The 17,804-nt window shown below is 40.0% G+C and carries 18 protein-coding genes; 16 read left to right on the forward strand and 2 right to left on the reverse strand.

The genetic code is table 11. The annotated features are described in order from the left end of the window. Positions 1-34 precede the first annotated feature (34 nt). On the forward strand, positions 35-1,090 hold the full coding sequence (locus tag AC979_RS02565) for a glycosyltransferase family 9 protein (protein WP_049372750.1): 1,056 nt from the start codon (positions 35-37) through the stop codon (positions 1,088-1,090). Between the two features lie 70 nt (positions 1,091-1,160). On the opposite strand, the gene AC979_RS02570 is transcribed toward AC979_RS02565, so the two are convergent. Further along, the gene (locus AC979_RS02570) at positions 1,161-1,505 is read right to left on the reverse strand and encodes a carboxymuconolactone decarboxylase family protein (RefSeq protein WP_005698020.1); all 345 of its coding nucleotides are present in this window, start codon (positions 1,503-1,505) and stop codon (positions 1,161-1,163) included. A 103-nt stretch (positions 1,506-1,608) separates the two neighbouring features. Between AC979_RS02570 and AC979_RS02575 the strand changes: the two genes are divergently transcribed. The 13 genes from AC979_RS02575 to AC979_RS02635 all read left to right on the forward strand — a co-directional run bounded on the left by AC979_RS02575 (position 1,609) and on the right by AC979_RS02635 (position 14,273). Next, positions 1,609-2,499 carry a cupin domain-containing protein gene (locus tag AC979_RS02575; RefSeq protein WP_049372751.1) on the forward strand — a complete coding sequence of 297 codons (891 nt, stop codon included), beginning with the start codon at positions 1,609-1,611 and terminating at the stop codon, positions 2,497-2,499. Between the two features lie 76 nt (positions 2,500-2,575). Continuing rightward, positions 2,576-4,420, forward strand: a complete 1,845-nt coding sequence (locus tag AC979_RS02580; RefSeq protein WP_049372752.1) for an ABC transporter ATP-binding protein — start codon at positions 2,576-2,578, stop codon at positions 4,418-4,420. A 133-nt stretch (positions 4,421-4,553) separates the two neighbouring features. Further along, on the forward strand, positions 4,554-5,078 hold the full coding sequence (gene yceD / locus AC979_RS02585) for a 23S rRNA accumulation protein YceD (protein ID WP_005695312.1): 525 nt from the start codon (positions 4,554-4,556) through the stop codon (positions 5,076-5,078). 22 nt (positions 5,079-5,100) lie between these two features. Beyond that, positions 5,101-5,271: a 50S ribosomal protein L32 gene (gene rpmF, locus AC979_RS02590; RefSeq protein ID WP_005544470.1), complete on the forward strand. Its 171-nt coding sequence runs from the start codon at positions 5,101-5,103 to the stop codon at positions 5,269-5,271. A 21-nt stretch (positions 5,272-5,292) separates the two neighbouring features. Then, positions 5,293-6,312 (forward strand): phosphate acyltransferase PlsX, encoded by a 1,020-nt coding sequence (gene plsX / locus AC979_RS02595; protein WP_049372753.1) that lies wholly within the window; start codon positions 5,293-5,295, stop codon positions 6,310-6,312. A gap of 18 nt (positions 6,313-6,330) precedes the next feature. Next, on the forward strand, positions 6,331-7,281 hold the full coding sequence (locus AC979_RS02600; protein WP_049372754.1) for a beta-ketoacyl-ACP synthase III: 951 nt from the start codon (positions 6,331-6,333) through the stop codon (positions 7,279-7,281). 92 nt (positions 7,282-7,373) lie between these two features. Then, complete coding sequence (gene fabD / locus AC979_RS02605; RefSeq protein WP_049372755.1) at positions 7,374-8,312, forward strand: ACP S-malonyltransferase; 939 nt, start codon at positions 7,374-7,376, stop codon at positions 8,310-8,312. Positions 8,313-8,325: 13 nt separating this feature from the next. Next, positions 8,326-9,054 (forward strand): 3-oxoacyl-ACP reductase FabG, encoded by a 729-nt coding sequence (fabG, locus tag AC979_RS02610; RefSeq protein ID WP_005695317.1) that lies wholly within the window; start codon positions 8,326-8,328, stop codon positions 9,052-9,054. Positions 9,055-9,272: 218 nt separating this feature from the next. After that, entirely contained in the window at positions 9,273-9,503 is a 231-nt protein-coding gene (gene acpP / locus AC979_RS02615; protein WP_005544465.1) for an acyl carrier protein, read from the forward strand. 282 nt (positions 9,504-9,785) lie between these two features. Beyond that, on the forward strand, positions 9,786-11,453 hold the full coding sequence (locus AC979_RS02620; protein ID WP_049372756.1) for an anaerobic C4-dicarboxylate transporter: 1,668 nt from the start codon (positions 9,786-9,788) through the stop codon (positions 11,451-11,453). 311 nt (positions 11,454-11,764) lie between these two features. After that, on the forward strand, positions 11,765-12,307 hold the full coding sequence (gene aroK / locus AC979_RS02625; RefSeq protein WP_005699620.1) for a shikimate kinase AroK: 543 nt from the start codon (positions 11,765-11,767) through the stop codon (positions 12,305-12,307). Between the two features lie 9 nt (positions 12,308-12,316). Continuing rightward, a complete protein-coding gene (gene aroB / locus AC979_RS02630) occupies positions 12,317-13,405 on the forward strand; it encodes a 3-dehydroquinate synthase (protein ID WP_049372757.1) in 1,089 nt (362 codons plus the stop codon). Positions 13,406-13,418: 13 nt separating this feature from the next. Beyond that, entirely contained in the window at positions 13,419-14,273 is an 855-nt protein-coding gene (locus AC979_RS02635) for a Dam family site-specific DNA-(adenine-N6)-methyltransferase (protein WP_049372758.1), read from the forward strand. 2 nt (positions 14,274-14,275) lie between these two features. On the opposite strand, the gene AC979_RS02640 is transcribed toward AC979_RS02635, so the two are convergent. After that, positions 14,276-14,596 (reverse strand): DciA family protein, encoded by a 321-nt coding sequence (locus AC979_RS02640; protein ID WP_049372759.1) that lies wholly within the window; start codon positions 14,594-14,596, stop codon positions 14,276-14,278. 72 nt (positions 14,597-14,668) lie between these two features. On the opposite strand from AC979_RS02640, the gene secM reads away from it, so the two are divergent. Together secM and secA are read left to right on the forward strand one after the other, a co-directional pair. Continuing rightward, positions 14,669-14,986 (forward strand): secA translation cis-regulator SecM, encoded by a 318-nt coding sequence (secM, locus tag AC979_RS02645; RefSeq protein ID WP_005698080.1) that lies wholly within the window; start codon positions 14,669-14,671, stop codon positions 14,984-14,986. Positions 14,987-15,059: 73 nt separating this feature from the next. Continuing rightward, entirely contained in the window at positions 15,060-17,756 is a 2,697-nt protein-coding gene (secA, locus tag AC979_RS02650) for a preprotein translocase subunit SecA (protein ID WP_049372760.1), read from the forward strand. The last annotated feature ends 48 nt before the right edge of the window (positions 17,757-17,804 follow it).

The following is a 17,804-nucleotide window of genomic DNA, read 5'->3' on the forward strand; positions in this document are numbered from 1 at the left end:
AAATAGACGGAAATTAAATGCGCGAGGAACTCAAATGTCCCATTCTCCACTTTTTACCTCTCCCCCTAAATCACTTTGTATTTTGCGGTTGTCTGCTGTGGGTGATGTTTGCCATACACTTGCTGTGGTGCAGCATATTCAACGTCATTGGCCGCAAACGAAATTAACGTGGATTGTGGGTAAAACAGAAATGGGCTTGCTTTCTGGCATTGAAGGCGTGGAACTGGTTTCTTACGATAAAAAGAGCGGTTGGAAAGGCGTGTGGAATTTATGGATGTTTTTGAAAAATAATCAATTTGATGCGCTTTTGAATATGCAGACGGCATTTCGTGCTTCTATTATCTCTCTTGGTATTCAAGCGAAATATAAAATTGGGTTTGGCAAAAAACGTTCTCGAGAAGGACAATGGTTATTTGTGAATCGTCGAGTGCAAGATCCTGAAACGCCTCATGTGCTAGATGGTTTCATGGCTTTTGCGGATTATCTAGGCGTGCCACCGGCGAAAATGCTTTCTTGGCAATTGGCGATTTCTGATTCCGATCGGGAATACGCTAAACAGTTTATTAATCCAACGCGCAAAAATCTGATTATTTCTCCTTGCTCTAGTAAAGCCGAGAAAGATTGGTTGGTGGAGCGTTATGCGGAAGTGGCAAATATTGCTCATCAACATAATGTGAATGTGATTTTTTGTAGCTCACCGGCAAAACGCGAATTAGAAATGGTGAAAAAAATTACCGCACTTTGTAATTTTCAGCCGGTTGATGCTTCAGGAAAAACCAGTTTGAAAGAACTTGCCGCATTAATTCATCAAGCAAATTTAGTGATCTCGCCTGATTCTGGGCCAGCTCATATCGCGACCACGCAAGGAACACCTGTCATTGGATTGTATGCTTATCACAATCCATTGCGCACTGCGCCTTATCATAATCTGGATAATGTGGTGTCAGTATATGAAGAAAATGTGCAAAAAGAACAAGGAAAACCTTCAAGCGAATTGCCTTGGGCAACTAAATTAAAAGGCAAAAATTTAATGGCTGAAATTCAGGTAGAGCAAGTGGTGGCTCAGATGAGAGCCTTGAATTTATTTTAAAGTGCGGTCAATTTTAGACATAAAAAAGCCCTCAAATGAGGGCTAAAAGAATCATAAAGTTCCTTGCGAATTATTCGCCTTTTTGTGCGTTGTAAGCTTCTAATGCACGAAGAGAGTAAGTGTAAGCTGCACCTGCATTTAATGCGATAGACATCGCTAATGCTGCTGCCACTTCTTCTTCAGTTGCACCTGCTTTCACTGCTTCATCAGCGTGCACGCCAATGCAGCTTTCACAACGTGTTGTTACGGCAACCGCTAATGCAATTAATTCACGGGTTTTGGCATCTAATACGTTACCTTCTGCCGCAGCCGCACCTAATGCGCCGTAAGCTTGTAACATTTTAGGGTATTTTTTACCTAATGCACCGAATGATTTTTTAACGTGTGCTACATCATTTTTCCAATCTGCAAACATATTTCTTCTCCTTAAATTTAGTACAAATTTCGAGAGGAATTATAAGCAGATTAGCGTATGATACTTGTCAAATTGTCTTAACTTTTAGACGGAAAATCTCACAATGGATTATTTAGATAAATTAACACAACTGGCACAAGTGCGCGGGGAAATCAATATTCGCTGCTTGTTTCAAGGGGATTGGCAAGTTGAACATCAGCCAGATGCGGCGGAATATCAAGGTTTATTTCATTTAATCGAGCAAGGTGAGTGCTGGGTAACCTTGGCGGGAAAACAGTTTCATTTGAAGAAAGGCGATCTCTTTTTTCTCCCTCAAAATCGACCGCACTTTTTGGGCAGTTCTCAACAAAAAAGAGAGAATAGTCTACAGAGAGCGCAATCAAATGCACTTTTTAATGTCCATCAAATAGGAGCAGGTACACCCGATCTGAAGATGTTTTGTGGGACATTTTATTACCAAAAACCGTCATTATTAATTGATTCGTTACCAGATTATTTGCATCTTTCGCTACAAAATACCCCTGTGCAGCCTTTGGTTTCACTTTTTTTACAAGAAGCCGAGAAACCAGAGCAAGGCACAAAATCCGTGATAGACGCACTATCAAATGTATTGTTTATTTATATTTTGCGTCATGCTCAGCAAATAGGTTTGCTCAATCAAGGCTTACTAGCAGCGTTGCAGGATAAAAGGCTGAATCAAGTCCTTGAAAAAATCCTGTTTTCACCTCAATTAGATTGGAATATTGAGCAATTAGCAGAGTTGGCTTCCATGTCTCGTGCGACCTTTATGCGGATCTTTCAACAGCAATTAGGGATGCCACCAGGAAAATTTCTCACACAAGTGCGGTTGGAAATGGCGGCTGTTTTATTGAAAAATACGCAAAAGACCATTTTAGCTATTGCTCTTGAAGTGGGTTATCAATCAGAAGCACATTTTAGTAAGGCGTTTAAAGCAATTTATGGGCTTTCACCGAGCCAATTTCGCAAAACCTAGCCCATCGTTTAAAACTTGCGTTATAATGACCGCACTTTAGGCGGCTCTGTCGCCTTTAATTTTTTAAGGTATTGTTATGTTTAATAAAATATTTTCATGGTTTGAAAACCGTTTAAATCCTTATCCGGAAAGCAATCCAACGACGCCTGAAAAAGGCTTGTTCCGTTTTATTTGGTCAAGCATTGACGGCATGAAAGGCTGGATCTTTTTACTTGCGGTATTGACGGTCGGTACCGGTGTGATGGAAGCCTTACTTTTCCAATTTATGGGATTATTGGTAGATTGGCTGGGTGCTTATTCACCAACCACACTTTGGCAAGAAAAAGGGCATTTACTCGCCGGTATGGCAGCCTTGCTTATTTTCAGTATTGTATGGTCATTTGTGGGCGTGAATGTGCGCTTACAAACGCTACAAGGGGTGTTCCCAATGCGTTTGCGTTGGAATTTCCACCGTTTGATGCTAGGACAAAGCTTAAGTTTCTACCAAGATGAATTTGCAGGCCGTGTATCGGCGAAAGTGATGCAAACCGCCCTTGCAGTGCGTGATACCGTCATGACCATTGCGGATATGTTGGTGTATGTTGCCGTCTATTTTATTACTTCAGGTTTGGTGCTTGCAGCTTTAGATACTTGGTTTTTAGTGCCGTTTTTCTTATGGATTGTAGCATTTGTGACTATTTTACGTTTGCTTATTCCACGCTTAGCGAAAACCGCACAACGACAAGCTGATGCGCGATCTCTCATGACAGGGCGTATTACGGATGCTTACTCAAATATTGCAACGGTAAAACTATTTTCACATGATGCGAGAGAAGCGAATTATGCAAAACGTTCCATGGAAGAATTTATGGTTACCGTGCATGCACAAATGCGTTTGGCAAGTTCATTAGATACCTTAACTTACGCAACCAATATCTTCTTAACGTTAAGCACTGCAATTTTAGGTGTGGTGTTATGGCAAAACGGTCAAGTAGGCGTGGGAGCAGTGGCGACTGCAACTGCGATGGCGTTACGTGTAAATGGCCTTTCTCGCTGGATTATGTGGGAGTCTGCTCGCTTATTTGAAAATATCGGGACGGTGAATGATGGTATGGCAACGTTGACTAAACCACACACCATTGTTGATAAGCCAAATTGTGTTCCATTAGAAGTGAAACAAGGTGAAATCAAATTTAGTGATATTTCGTTTGCCTATGATCCGAATAAACCGTTACTTAACCATTTTAATCTCACCATCAAACCGGGCGAAAAAGTGGGCTTAATTGGGCGTTCTGGCGCAGGCAAATCAACCATTGTGAATTTACTTTTACGTTTCTACGAGGCACAAGAAGGCTCAATTACTATTGATGGTCAAAATATTTTAGATGTAAGCCAAGAAAGCCTTCGTAGTCAGATTGGTCTTGTAACACAAGATACCTCGCTTTTACACCGTTCTGTTCGCGATAACATCATTTATGGTCGCCCAACAGCGACAGATGAAGAAATGATCAATGCAGCTAAACGTGCAGAAGCGGCAGATTTCATTCCTTATCTCAGCGATGCTCAAGGCAGAAAAGGTTATGATGCCCATGTTGGTGAACGAGGGGTGAAACTGTCGGGAGGTCAACGCCAACGTATTGCTATTGCGCGTGTCATGTTAAAAGATGCACCAATTTTACTGTTAGATGAAGCGACCAGTGCGTTAGATTCAGAAGTGGAAGTGGCGATCCAAGAAAGCCTTGACAAAATGATGGAAAATAAAACGGTTATTGCGATCGCTCACCGTTTATCCACTATTGCAGCAATGGATCGTTTAATCGTGTTAGATAAAGGTCAAATTGTCGAGCAAGGGACTCACGCAGAATTGCTTGAACAAAATGGCCTTTATGCTCGCCTTTGGAAACATCAAAGTGGTGGCTTCTTGAGTGAGCATGCCGAGTAAAACACAGGAAAAAATGACCGCACTTTGCAAAGGCGTAAATCTTAAGAGAGTTTAGATAGCGATTGAACTTTTCTCATAATTAGTGCGAATTTCCTTTGACTATTTTATTGACAACAGGTAATATTCGCACCCTATGCAAAAGGTAAAACTACCCCTAACCGTTGATCCGGTTAAAGACGCTCAACAAAGAATTGATTATGATGGTTACTATACCGCTAGTCAGTTAGTGCGTTTAGCTGAATCTACGGGGAAAGTGCTCAGCGATGCACAGGTAACATTATCGTTTTATATTGATCCACAAAAATTAGTGGTGATGAAAGGGCAAGTACAAGTTGATGTTGAATTAGAGTGTCAACGTTGTGGCGAGCCATTCAAACAAACATTGGAATGTCATTTTATGTATAGTCCAGTGGCTAATTGGGATCAGGCTGATGACTTGCCGGAAATTTATGAGCCAATCGAATTTAATGAGTTTGGTGAAATAGATTTACTTGGTGCAGTGGAAGACGAACTTATTTTAGCTCTACCGCTTGTTCCAATGCATTCATCTGAACACTGTGAAGTGTCCGCGCACGAACAGGTTTTTGGCGAATTGCCTGAAGAATTGGCAAAAAAACCGAACCCGTTCGCTGTATTAGCTAATTTAAAGCAAAAGTAAATTAAATTTAGGAGTATAGCCAATGGCTGTTCAACAAAACAAAAAATCTCGTTCACGTCGTGATATGCGTCGTTCACACGATGCATTAACTACTGCTGCAGTATCAGTGGATAAAGCAAGCGGTGAAACTCACTTACGCCACCACGTAACTGCTGACGGTTACTACCGTGGTCGCAAAGTGATCAATAAGTAATTTTACTTATAAGGTATTCACTTGAACCGTCTAACCTTAGCGTTAGATGTGATGGGCGGGGACATTGGTCCCCGTATTACTATCCCCGCATCTCTTTCAGCGTTGGAAGCAGATCCAATGCTCTCTTTAGTGCTGTTTGGCGATAGCCAACAAATTTCCCCTTTATTGGAAAATGCACCTTCTTCTCTTTTAGAACGTATTCAAATTCATCATTGCACTAAGACTATTGATAATAATCAAGGTATTTCTCATGCATTGCGTCATAGCAAAGGCACGTCGATGCGTTTAGCTATTGAAATGGTTCAGAAAGGTGAGGCGCAAGGTTGTGTGAGTGCAGGAAATACGGGCGCGTTGATGGGATTGTCAAAGGTACTCTTACAACCTTTAGAGGGAATTCAACGTCCTGCGTTGGTATCCTTATTACCGTCGATGACGGGTGATAAAACCGTGATGTTAGATTTAGGAGCAAACGTAGAATGTTCTGCTCAAAATCTTTATGAATTTGCCATCATGGGCTCGATCTTTGCCGAAAACCGATTGAACTTAGTTTATCCACGCATAGCCTTACTCAATATCGGCGTGGAAGAAATTAAAGGGCATCAATCCATTCGTGAAGCTGCGAATTTATTAGAAAAATCAACCGCACTTAATTATACCGGCTTTATTGAAGGTAACTTTTTATTAAATGGTGTGGCTGATGTGATCGTGAGTGATGGGTTTTCGGGAAATATTGCATTAAAAACCCTTGAAGGGGCTGCTAAAAATCTGTTATCTCTTCTGAAAGGAAAAGAAAAACGGCCTATTTTTAAATCATTTGCCAAATTTATTCTGCGTTTTTTCTTTAAGGATGCTTATCATCGCTTGAAACGCATTAATCCAGATGAATATAATGGGGCATCTTTACTCGGATTAACGGCTGTTGTGGTGAAAAGCCATGGCAGCGCAAATGTGGATGCATTTGCTCGTGCAATTGCGGATGCAGCTTTTCAAGCGCGTTTGCAAATTCCACAAAAAATCTTGGCGGGTTTACAACGTTATTAATTAATAAGTTTTGATATTATGAATAGTAGAATTTTATCCACCGGTAGCTATTTGCCGAGCCATATTCGTACCAATGCGGATTTGGAAAAAATGGTTGATACTTCAGATGAATGGATCGTGACACGTTCAGGCATTCGTGAACGTCGTATTGCAGCAGCAGATGAAACTGTCGCAACAATGGGATGTGAAGCAGCCAAAAAAGCACTTGAAATGGCTAATCTTGATCCTCAAGAAATTGAATTGATCATCGTTGCGACAACCAGTGGTTCTCACGCTTATCCAAGTTCAGCTTGCCAAGTTCAAGGTTTATTAGGTATTGAAGACGCGATTTCTTTTGATTTAGCAGCGGCTTGTACCGGTTTTGTTTATGCTTTAGGTGTAGCGGATAAATTTATTCGTTCAGGTAGCGTGAAAAAAGCCCTTGTGATTGGTGCAGATCTTAACTCGCGTAAATTAGATGAAACTGATCGTAGCACTGTCGTGTTATTTGGTGATGGTGCGGGGGCGGTGATCTTAGAGGCATCAGAGCAAGAAGGCATTATTTCAACGCATTTACATGCATCGCCAGGTAACAATGCGGCATTACTACTTCCACAAGCTGAACGTGGTGTGGAGAAATCTGGTTATATTGAAATGCAAGGTAACGAAACCTTTAAATTAGCGGTACGTGAGCTTTCTAATGTGGTGGAAGAAACCCTTTCTGCTAATAATCTCCAAAAAACAGATATCGACTGGCTTGTTCCACATCAAGCGAATTTACGTATTATCACCGCGACAGCGAAAAAATTAGAGATGGATATGTCGCAAGTCGTGGTAACGCTTGATCGTACAGCTAATACCAGTGCGGCGACTGTGCCAACTGCTTTAGATGAAGCGGTACGAGATGGCCGAATTCAACGCGGTCAATTGCTTTTACTCGAAGCTTTTGGCGGTGGTTGGACTTGGGGTTCAGCATTGGTGCGATTCTAATTAATTTGTTAGAATCCCGACAGAATTTTAAAAGTGCGGTTAAATTTGACCGCACTTTCAACATTTAAACGATGAAGAAATAGGAAGAAAACATGAAAAAATTCGCAATGGTTTTTCCAGGACAAGGTTCTCAAGCTGTTGGCATGTTAGCTGATCTTGCTAACGAATATCCGGTAGTCACTGAGACTTTTAAACAAGCATCTGAAGCGCTTGGCTATGATTTATGGAACTTGGTTCAACAAGGTCCAGCAGAAGAATTAAATAAAACTTGGCAAACTCAGCCGGCATTATTAGCGGCATCCGTTGCGATCTTCCGTGTATGGCAAGAAAAATACCCACAATTACAACCAAGTGTGATGGCTGGTCACAGTTTAGGCGAATATTCAGCATTAGTTTGTGCAGGTGTCATTGATTTTAAAGATGCGATTAAATTAGTGGAATTACGCGGTAAATTAATGCAACAAGCAGTACCAGAAGGTACTGGTGCAATGTATGCGATTATTGGCTTAGATAATGAAGCGATTATCAATGCATGTAAACAAGCCGAGCAAGGTGAAGTGGTATCTGCGGTAAACTTTAACTCACCTGGTCAAGTAGTCATTGCTGGAGCGAAAGAGGCAGTAGAACGTGCAGCTGCATTATGTAAAGAAGCGGGCGCAAAACGTGCTTTACCATTAGCGGTAAGTGTTCCTTCACATTGCGCATTAATGAAACCAGCTGCGGATCAATTAGCTGTAACACTTGAAGGTATTACGCTTAATGCGCCAGCAACACCAGTATTAAACAACGTAGATGTCAAAGCGGAAACAGAAAGTGCAGAAATTCGTACCGCACTTATCCGTCAATTATATAGCCCAGTTCGTTGGACTGAAACTGTTGAGAAAATGGCACAAGATGGCGTAGAGGTTTTAGTTGAAATCGGCCCAGGTAAAGTATTAAACGGTTTAACAAAACGTATCGTGGCAGAATTACAAGCAACATCAGTAAACGATGTGGCATCATTAGATGCTGTTGAAGCATTATTAGCATAAAAGGGGATTTAAAATGCAAAATAAAATCGCATTAGTAACAGGTGCAACACGTGGTATTGGGCGCGCAATTGCAGAAGAATTAGCATCAAAAGGTGCATTTGTAATTGGTACCGCAACCTCTGAAAAAGGTGCTGATACCATTTCTGCTTACCTTGGTGATAAAGGTAAAGGTTTAGTATTAAATGTGGCAGACAAAGAAAGTATTGATGCCGTATTAGAACAAATTAAAGAGCAATTTGGTGATATTGATATTCTTGTGAATAACGCAGGTATCACACGCGATAACTTATTAATGCGTATGAAAGATGAAGAATGGTTCGATATTATGCAAACTAACTTAACTTCTGTATTCCATCTTTCTAAAGCAATGTTACGCTCCATGATGAAAAAACGTTTTGGTCGTATCATTACTATCGGTTCAGTGGTGGGTTCAATGGGTAACCCAGGTCAATCTAACTATTGTGCAGCAAAAGCAGGCTTGATTGGTTTCTCTAAAGGTTTAGCGAAAGAAGTGGCATCACGTGGCATTACCGTAAACGTTGTAGCACCCGGCTTTATCGCAACAGATATGACTGAAGTGCTTACTGAAGAACAAAAAGCAGGTATTCTTGGTAATGTACCGGCAGGCCGTTTAGGTGAACCAAAAGATATCGCAAAAGCGGTAGCGTTTTTAGCTTCTGACGATGCGGCTTATATTACCGGTACCACATTACATGTGAATGGCGGCTTATATATGAGCTAACCCTTTAGGGCATATATATCTGGGATTTTGTCTATAAAATATAGCAAAGCAGTTTAGTTAATGATAAAATCCCAACCGCAATGTAACTTTTTCTCTGTATGTGTTTTTACATTGCCTGTTTTTTTGTGGTGCGACCACCTAAGAAATAGTTGCAACTTTATCAAAAATGCATACACTAACCGCTCTTAAATGAGTTAAAACAACAATAGGAAAAACAAATGAGTATTGAAGAACGCGTGAAAAAAATCATCGTTGAACAATTAGGTGTTAAAGAAGAAGACGTAAAACCAGAAGCTTCTTTCGTTGAAGATTTAGGTGCGGACTCTTTAGATACAGTTGAATTAGTAATGGCTTTAGAAGAAGAATTCGATATCGAAATTCCTGATGAAGAAGCTGAAAAAATCACAACTGTTCAATCTGCGATTGACTACGTTCAAAACAATCAGTAATTTTTAAGTTGGGCGATCTTTTAGGTCGCCTAATTTTTTTCTTTAATTTTCTTTTCTAAATTCTTTATCTTCAAATAAAACAAAATATATCTAAATCTCTTAAATTTCTGACCGCACTTTCCTTTATTTAATCTCACTCAGATTTGTTTTTATTATTTAGTTCCCCTATTTTTTGATTTAAAACAAAATTTACCCTAAAAATACTTATTATGAGTTAATTTTGATGCTAGTATTCGATCAAAATTTTTTTCTAATTAACCATAAAATGATTCGGAGTATCTTATGGATTTTCTAATGAACCTCGGTGAAGGTAGCCAGTTTGCTATTCAGCTTGTTATCGTTCTTATCTGTTTGTTTTACGGGGCAAAAAAAGGTGGTATCGCACTGGGTATGCTCGGTGGGGTAGGCTTAATTGTTCTTGTTTTCGGCTTCGGCATTGAACCAGGTAAGCCAGCTATCGATGTTATGTTAACCATCCTTGCGGTAGTGGTCACATCGGCAACATTACAAGCCAGTGGTGGTTTAGATGTAATGTTACAAATTGCAGAGAAAATGCTTCGTCGTAACCCGAAATATGTCAGTATTTTAGCACCATTCGTCACTTGTTTCTTAACTATTTTATGTGGTACAGGACACGTGGTTTATACCATGTTACCAATCATTTATGATATCGCGATCAAAAATGATATTCGCCCTGAACGTCCAATGGCGGCAAGTTCAATTGCTTCTCAAATGGGTATCATCGCATCACCTGTTTCTGTGGCAGTAGTGACTTTAACCACATTCTTAGTGAATGCTAAAACACCATTAGCAGGTTTTGATGGTTATTTAGATTTATTAAAAATTACCGTTCCTTCAACCCTTTGTGGTGTATTAGCTATCGGTATTTTCAGCTGGTTCCGCGGTAAAGATTTAGATAAAGACCCAGAATTCCAAGAGAAATTAAAAGATCCAGAATTCAAAAAATATGTTTATGGTGATAGCACATCATTATTAGATAAAAAATTGCCACAATCTAGCTGGAATGCGATGTGGATCTTCTTTGGTGCAATTTTAGTAGTAGCAGTATTAGGTTACTTTAAAGATTTACGTCCAGCTTTCGAAAAATCAGCACCAGCTCAAGTGGTTGAAATTGTTTCTGCCGATAAAGCCGTGAAATCTTTCAATATTAAAGACGGTAAAATTGTTGCATTAGCAAAAGATGGTACATTAGTACTTGATGTTAAAGACAGCAAAGCAAAAGCAAAAACAGCTTACGACAACGTTGCAATCTATAACGAGAAAGGTGAAGTGGCTCAAACAATTACTGCTCAAGATAACAGTGTTGTAATTACAGCGGGAGATAAAACTGAAACTATCGATAACGCTGCAATCGTCTTAAAAGATACAGCGAAGAAAAAAGTGAATTTAAGTATGGTTCACGTTATTCAAATCTTCATGTTATTAGCGGGTGCATTAATTGTTATCTTTACTAAAACTGATGCAGGTAAAATCAGTAAAAATGAAATTTTCCGTTCAGGTATGATTGCGTTAGTCGCTGTATTCGGGATTTCTTGGATGGCGGAAACCATGTTTACTGTTCACACCCCAATGATGAAAGCAGCACTTGGTGATGTGGTAAAAGCACATCCTTGGACTTACGCAGTAATGTTGTTATTAATCTCTAAATTCGTAAACTCACAAGCGGCAGCATTGGTTGCATTTGTTCCACTAGCTTTAGGTATCGGTGTTGACCCTGCGATTATCTTAGCCTTTGCTTCAGCTTGTTACGGTTACTACATTTTACCAACTTACCCAAGCGACCTTGCGGCAATCCAATTCGACCGTTCAGGTACAACGCATATCGGTAAGTTTGTAATTAACCACAGCTTTATTTTACCGGGCTTAATCGGTGTAATCACTTCATGTATCTTTGGTTACATTTTCACAAGCTTGTTTGGTTATCTATAATTAACTCACTGATAAAAGAAAAGGCTATTCGTTTGAATGGCCTTTTTTGTTTGTAAAGTGCGGTTAAATTTTAGGGTGTTTTATCTCGATGCTCTATTTGACTTTATCATTCATAAAAATCCCTCAAAAACTGACCGCACTTTTGCTTTTCTTAAAATAAATTCCCGCTAAAGGTTGAAACATAGGGGGATTTATTGCGATAATCTTCATTATTTTTGGGGTGATCTTTCGGGCTGCCATTTTTTCAGGTGGCCAGTTTTTATTAGGAAAGATTAAATTGAACATTATTTAAGTAAGTTAGAAGAATAACAATGGCTGAAAAACGTAATATTTTTTTAGTAGGTCCAATGGGCGCAGGTAAAAGCACCATTGGCCGTCAGCTTGCGCAACAATTGAATATGGACTTTGTCGATTCAGATGCAGTAATTGAGGAACGTGCGGGAGCAGACATTAGCTGGATTTTTGATTTAGAAGGCGAAGAAGGTTTTCGTAAGCGTGAAGAGCGTATTATCAATGAATTAACCCAATTACAAGGCGTTGTGCTTTCCACTGGTGGTGGAGCAGTGATGTCAAAAGAAAATCGTAATTATCTTTCTGCTCGTGGTATTGTGATTTATTTAGAAACCTCAGTAGATAAACAATATCAACGTACGCAACGTGATAAAAAACGTCCTTTATTACAAGGAACGGATAACCCGCGCCAAGTGTTGGAAGATTTAGCCAAAGTACGCAATCCGTTATACGAAGAAATTGCAGATATTACTTTGCCAACAGATGAGCAAAATGCCAAAGTAATGGTTAATCAAATTGTTGATTTAATTGATAATCTAAACGGCTTAAACGGTTCACTCTAAGGATTAAAAATGTTGTGCGTAAATGTTGAATTAAAAGAACGTCGTTATCCTATTTATATTGGCGAAGGTTTACTTAAAGATGAAACCTGTTACCCGCTGAAGAAAGGGGATAAAGTGATGATTGTGACTAATCCAACTGTCGCACAATATTATCTTGAGCCCGTTACAGAAACGTTAGAAAAAATAGGTTGTCAGGTTGAATCGGTATTATTGCCTGATGGCGAAAAATATAAAACGCTCGAGTCTTTAAACCTCATTTTTACCGCACTTTTAAAGCATAATCATGGGCGAGATACTACGATTGTTGCATTAGGTGGTGGCGTGATTGGTGATGTAGCAGGTTTTGCCGCAGCAAGTTATCAGCGTGGCGTGCGTTTTATTCAAATGCCTACCACATTATTAGCCCAAGTGGATTCTTCTGTTGGTGGCAAAACTGCCGTTAATCATGAATTAGGCAAAAATATGATTGGGGCATTTTATCAACCTTCTACGGTGATCATTGATACCCTTACACTCAATACTTTGCCAAAACGTGAAGTGAATGCGGGACTTGCGGAAGTCATTAAATATGGGGCGATTTTAGATTATGCCTTTTTTGAATGGCTTGAAGCTCATATTGATGAATTAGTCGCATTAAATCAACATTCGCTGCAGCATTGCATTGCGCGTTGTTGCCAAATTAAAGCTGATGTTGTTGCTCGCGATGAAACTGAAAAAGGCGATCGTGCATTATTAAATCTCGGTCATACTTTTGGTCATGCGATCGAAACACATTTAGGCTATGGAAACTGGTTACATGGTGAAGCTGTTGCAGCTGGAACTATGATGGCAGCTGTGTTATCTGAACAATTAGGCGATCTTTCTTTTGAAGATGTTGCTCGTTTAGAAAAGCTTTTAGCGCGTGCTAATTTGCCGACCGTTTCTCCTGATACTATGCAGCCAGAAGATTATTTACCGCATATAATGCGAGATAAAAAAGTGCTGGCAGGCAAGTTGCGTCTTGTGTTGCTAAAAGCGCTTGGACAAGCCTACGTGGCGACTGATACTGACAAATCTCTTGTGCTAAACGCGATTGAGCGTTGCACACAACATGACTAACTGTCATTGCTCCATGTTGCGTCCGAAAAATAATAAAACGAAACCTCGAATTAAACACCGCCCGTTTTTGAAATGGGCGGGCGGTAAATTTCGTTTAACGGACGATCTCAATCGCGTCTTTCCTAAAAGAAAACAGTGTTTGATCGAACCTTTTGTGGGCGCTGGTGCTGTTTTTCTTAATTCTCATTTTGAGCGTTATATTTTGGCAGATATTAATCCGGATTTGATTAACTTGTTTAATATTGTCAAAGAAAATGTGGATGCCTATATTGAGGCGTGCAAGCCAATTTTCTTCGCCGAAAATGCGAATACAGCCGACTATTATTACGTCCAGCGTGATGCCTTTAATCAATCAAGCGATCCTTTCGAGCGCTCGGTATTGTTTCTTTATTTGAACCGTTTTGGTTTTAATGGATTGTGCCGTTATAACAGTAAAAATGAATTCAATGTGCCATTTGGCGCTTATAAAACCCATTATTTCCCTGAAGATGAATTGCGCTATTTCGCCCATAAAGCACAAAGTGCGGTCTTTTTATGCGCTGATTTTCAACAGACCTTTGAATTAGCGGATAAACACAGCGTGATCTATTGTGATCCGCCTTATGCACCGCTTCCGCAAGATACCAATTTTACTGGATATGCAGGGAATGCTTTTGGTCTTGAACATCAAAAGAATTTAGCGGAATGTGCAAAGAAAGCGCAAAAAGAAAAGCAAATTTCTGTTGTGATTTCTAACCACGATACGAAATTTACGCGTGAGATTTATAAAGGGGCAAAATTTAAACGCGTTAAAGTACAGCGCTCGATCAGTCAATCCTCAGAAAAACGAGTTAAAGTAAAAGAATTAATCGCTATCTTTAAAGGTTAAGTTTAGCAGGTTAATTCAGGATTAATTTTAATCTCAAAGCCTTTTACTTCGGGATAAGTCGGTTGAATTGCAGTGAGTAATTCGCTTTGTCGAAATAAAATCCCTTGGCGAACGACCGCACTTTTGACTTCAATAAAGAGTTTGCCATTTGTGATGGAGCCTAAACGAAAAAGTCCTTTAAATTCTTGAGGGAAAAGACGACTGATGTTTTGGTTCAGTTCATTCAACATTAACCCTTTCTGCATGATTTTGGCAAATTGTGATCCTTCTAGCACATCAATAATATTCATGGCTTTTTGATAACGCTCATGCTTGTTTTCCACAAAAATACCCCAATAATGACTTTACGTTGAATTTCCGATACAATACACACAAATTTTGTCAGAGACAATAAGATGATGAAATCAAACAAAGGTAAAACAAATTTCTGGTCGCAGTTGCTGTTAAGCATGATTGCGATTTTTGCTTTACCTGTTGCTCAGGGATTGGAGGCGCCGCCTTCATCAAATATGAGTGGCGAAAATTACCAAACATCATCTGAACAACATATGTTGATTGCGGTGCGTGAAATTCGTCAAGCATTGCAGGTTCAACCTCAGCCAACAAATCATAAAACCCATTCCAATCAAAAACACGAAAAAATTCAACCGCACTTTATCGCGGCAGAGTTTCCTGTTTTTGCCCCTATTCGTGCCGGCCCAGCCATCATTTAATTTTCTTTTATCTTTGAACGAACCGATTTTTTAATCGGATGATCCTTTTTATTTTTTATTTGAAAGAGAAATTATGAGTTTTTTAACAAAAATTTTTGGCAGCCGTAACGAACGTATTTTACGCAGATTAAGAAAACAAGTTGCGAAAATCAACAAAATGGAGCCAGCTTTTGAAGCATTAAGTGATGATGAATTAAGAGCAAAAACAGAAGAATTCCGTAGTCGTTTAGCTAATGGTGAAACTTTACAACAACTTTTACCTGAAGCTTTTGCTACCGTGCGTGAAGCGGGTAAACGTGTACTCGGTATGCGCCATTTCGATGTGCAATTAATCGGTGGTATGGTGCTAACAAACCGTTGTATCGCAGAGATGCGTACGGGTGAAGGTAAAACCTTAACCGCAACCTTGCCTTGTTATTTGATGGCGTTGGAAGGTAAAGGCGTACATGTTGTGACAGTGAATGATTACTTAGCTCGTCGTGACGCGGATACTAACCGTCCGTTATTTGAATTCTTAGGTATGACTGTTGGGGTGAATATCCCTGGTTTACCGCCTGAAGCAAAACGTGAAGCTTATGCGGCTGATATTACATACGCGACGAACAGCGAGCTAGGTTTCGATTATCTTCGTGATAACTTAGCTCATTCTAAAGAAGAACGTTTCCAACGTCATTTAGGCTATGCCTTAGTGGATGAGGTGGACTCTATCTTAATCGATGAAGCACGTACACCATTGATTATTTCGGGTCAGGCAGAAGACAGCTCTGAGCTTTATATTGCGGTAAATAAATTAATTCCGAATTTAATTAAGCAAGAAAAAGAAGATACGGAAGAATATACCGGTGAAGGCGATTACACCTTAGATCTTAAAACCAAACAGGCGTATTTGACTGAACGTGGTCAAGAAAAAGTTGAAAATTGGTTAATTGAACAAGGTTTAATGCCAGAAGGTGATTCACTTTATTCTCCTGCACGTATTGTGTTGTTACACCACGTTATGGCTGCATTACGTGCGAACACCTTATTTGAGCGCGATGTAGACTATATCGTGAAAGATGGTGAGATCGTGATCGTCGATGAGCATACTGGCCGTACTATGACTGGGCGTCGTTGGTCTGATGGTTTACACCAAGCAATCGAAGCAAAAGAAGGGGTGGAGATTAAGAGCGAAAACCAAACTGTTGCGTCGATTTCTTACCAAAACTACTTCCGTCTTTACGACAAATTAGCGGGTATGACAGGTACAGCAGATACCGAAGCCTTTGAATTCCAACAGATTTATGGTTTAGAAACTGTTGTTATCCCAACCAACCGTCCAATGATTCGTGATGATCGTACGGACGTCATGTTTGAGAATGAAGAATACAAATTCAATGCGATTATTGAAGATATCAAAGACTGCGTCGCACGTAATCAACCAGTTCTTGTGGGTACCGTGTCGGTTGAAAAATCTGAAATGCTTTCTCAAGCGTTAGATAAAGCGGGTATCAAACACAATGTGTTGAATGCAAAATTCCACGCACAAGAAGCGGAAATTGTTGCTGAAGCGGGGGCACCAGGTGCAGTGACTATTGCAACCAACATGGCGGGGCGTGGTACCGATATTATCCTCGGTGGTAACTGGAAAGCAAAAGCTGCAAAATTAGAGAACCCAACTCCAGAGCAAATTGAGGCACTTAAAGCTGAGTGGGAGAAAAATCACGAGATCGTGATGCAAGCCGGTGGCTTACACATTATCGGCACAGAACGTCACGAATCACGCCGTATTGATAACCAGTTGCGTGGTCGTTCAGGTCGTCAAGGTGACCCAGGTTCTTCACGTTTCTACCTTTCTTTGGAAGATGGCTTAATGCGTATTTATCTCAATGAAGGTAAATTAAATATGATGCGTAAAGCCTTCACCCAACCAGGTGAAGCGATGGAGTCTAAACTTCTCGCTAAAGTGATTGCATCGGCGCAAGCGAAAGTAGAAGCCTTCCACTTTGATGGTCGTAAAAACTTGCTTGAATATGATGATGTGGCTAATGACCAACGTCATGCGATTTACGAACAACGTAATTACTTGCTCGATAACGATGATATTTCAGAGACTATCAAAGCTATCCGCAGCGATGTATTTAATGATGTGATTGACCAATATATTCCACCACAATCGTTGGAAGAACAATGGGATATTAAAGGCTTAGAAGAGCGTTTAGCGCAAGAGTTTGGTCTTGAGTTACCAATTGAACGTTGGTTAGAAGAAAATAATAATCTTCACGAAGAAAACTTGCGTGAGCGCATTATTCAAGAAGCCGAAGATGAATACAAAGCGAAAGAAGCGCTTGCGGGTGAAGAAACCATGCGTCATTTCGAAAAAGGTGTGATGTTACAAACTCTTGATGAGCTTTGGAAAGAGCACTTGGCAGCAATGGACTATTTACGTCAAGGTATCCATTTACGTGGTTATGCGCAAAAAGATCCAAAACAAGAGTACAAAAAAGAATCTTTCCGTATGTTTACTGAAATGTTGGATTCTTTAAAACATCATGTGATTACGACACTTACTCGAGTGAAAGTCCGTACACAGGAAGAGATTGAAGAAGCGGAACGTGCACGTCAGGAAATGGCTGAACGTGAAGCATTAACTCATCAACCTGTAGATGAAAATACAGAGCAAGCTCAAAGCGAGGACTATTCTGATCGTCATATTGGGCGTAATGAACCTTGTCCTTGTGGGTCAGGTAAAAAATACAAGCATTGTCACGGCAGTAAAGCCCGATATGCTTAGTTAAGGTAAAGAGCGGTTAAATTTTTGCGTGTTTAAAACACCGCTAAA

This window comes from Parahaemophilus parainfluenzae (assembly GCF_001053575.1).
In the GTDB taxonomy this organism is placed as follows: Bacteria; Pseudomonadota; Gammaproteobacteria; order Enterobacterales; family Pasteurellaceae; genus Haemophilus_D; species Haemophilus_D parainfluenzae_S.

What these genes read in the sequence shown, in the direction of transcription:
- AC979_RS02565 (WP_049372750.1), top strand. Translation starts at nt 35, where the DNA reads ATGTCCCATTCTCCACTTTTTACCTCTCCCCCTAAATCACTTTGTATT.
- AC979_RS02570 (WP_005698020.1), bottom strand. Translation starts at nt 1,505, where the DNA reads ATGTTTGCAGATTGGAAAAATGATGTAGCACACGTTAAAAAATCATTC.
- AC979_RS02575 (WP_049372751.1), top strand. Translation starts at nt 1,609, where the DNA reads ATGGATTATTTAGATAAATTAACACAACTGGCACAAGTGCGCGGGGAA.
- AC979_RS02580 (WP_049372752.1), top strand. Translation starts at nt 2,576, where the DNA reads ATGTTTAATAAAATATTTTCATGGTTTGAAAACCGTTTAAATCCTTAT.
- yceD (WP_005695312.1), top strand. Translation starts at nt 4,554, where the DNA reads ATGCAAAAGGTAAAACTACCCCTAACCGTTGATCCGGTTAAAGACGCT.
- rpmF (WP_005544470.1), top strand. Translation starts at nt 5,101, where the DNA reads ATGGCTGTTCAACAAAACAAAAAATCTCGTTCACGTCGTGATATGCGT.
- AC979_RS02600 (WP_049372754.1), top strand. Translation starts at nt 6,331, where the DNA reads ATGAATAGTAGAATTTTATCCACCGGTAGCTATTTGCCGAGCCATATT.
- fabD (WP_049372755.1), top strand. Translation starts at nt 7,374, where the DNA reads ATGAAAAAATTCGCAATGGTTTTTCCAGGACAAGGTTCTCAAGCTGTT.
- fabG (WP_005695317.1), top strand. Translation starts at nt 8,326, where the DNA reads ATGCAAAATAAAATCGCATTAGTAACAGGTGCAACACGTGGTATTGGG.
- acpP (WP_005544465.1), top strand. Translation starts at nt 9,273, where the DNA reads ATGAGTATTGAAGAACGCGTGAAAAAAATCATCGTTGAACAATTAGGT.
- AC979_RS02620 (WP_049372756.1), top strand. Translation starts at nt 9,786, where the DNA reads ATGGATTTTCTAATGAACCTCGGTGAAGGTAGCCAGTTTGCTATTCAG.
- aroK (WP_005699620.1), top strand. Translation starts at nt 11,765, where the DNA reads ATGGCTGAAAAACGTAATATTTTTTTAGTAGGTCCAATGGGCGCAGGT.
- aroB (WP_049372757.1), top strand. Translation starts at nt 12,317, where the DNA reads ATGTTGTGCGTAAATGTTGAATTAAAAGAACGTCGTTATCCTATTTAT.
- AC979_RS02635 (WP_049372758.1), top strand. Translation starts at nt 13,419, where the DNA reads ATGTTGCGTCCGAAAAATAATAAAACGAAACCTCGAATTAAACACCGC.
- secM (WP_005698080.1), top strand. Translation starts at nt 14,669, where the DNA reads ATGATGAAATCAAACAAAGGTAAAACAAATTTCTGGTCGCAGTTGCTG.
- secA (WP_049372760.1), top strand. Translation starts at nt 15,060, where the DNA reads ATGAGTTTTTTAACAAAAATTTTTGGCAGCCGTAACGAACGTATTTTA.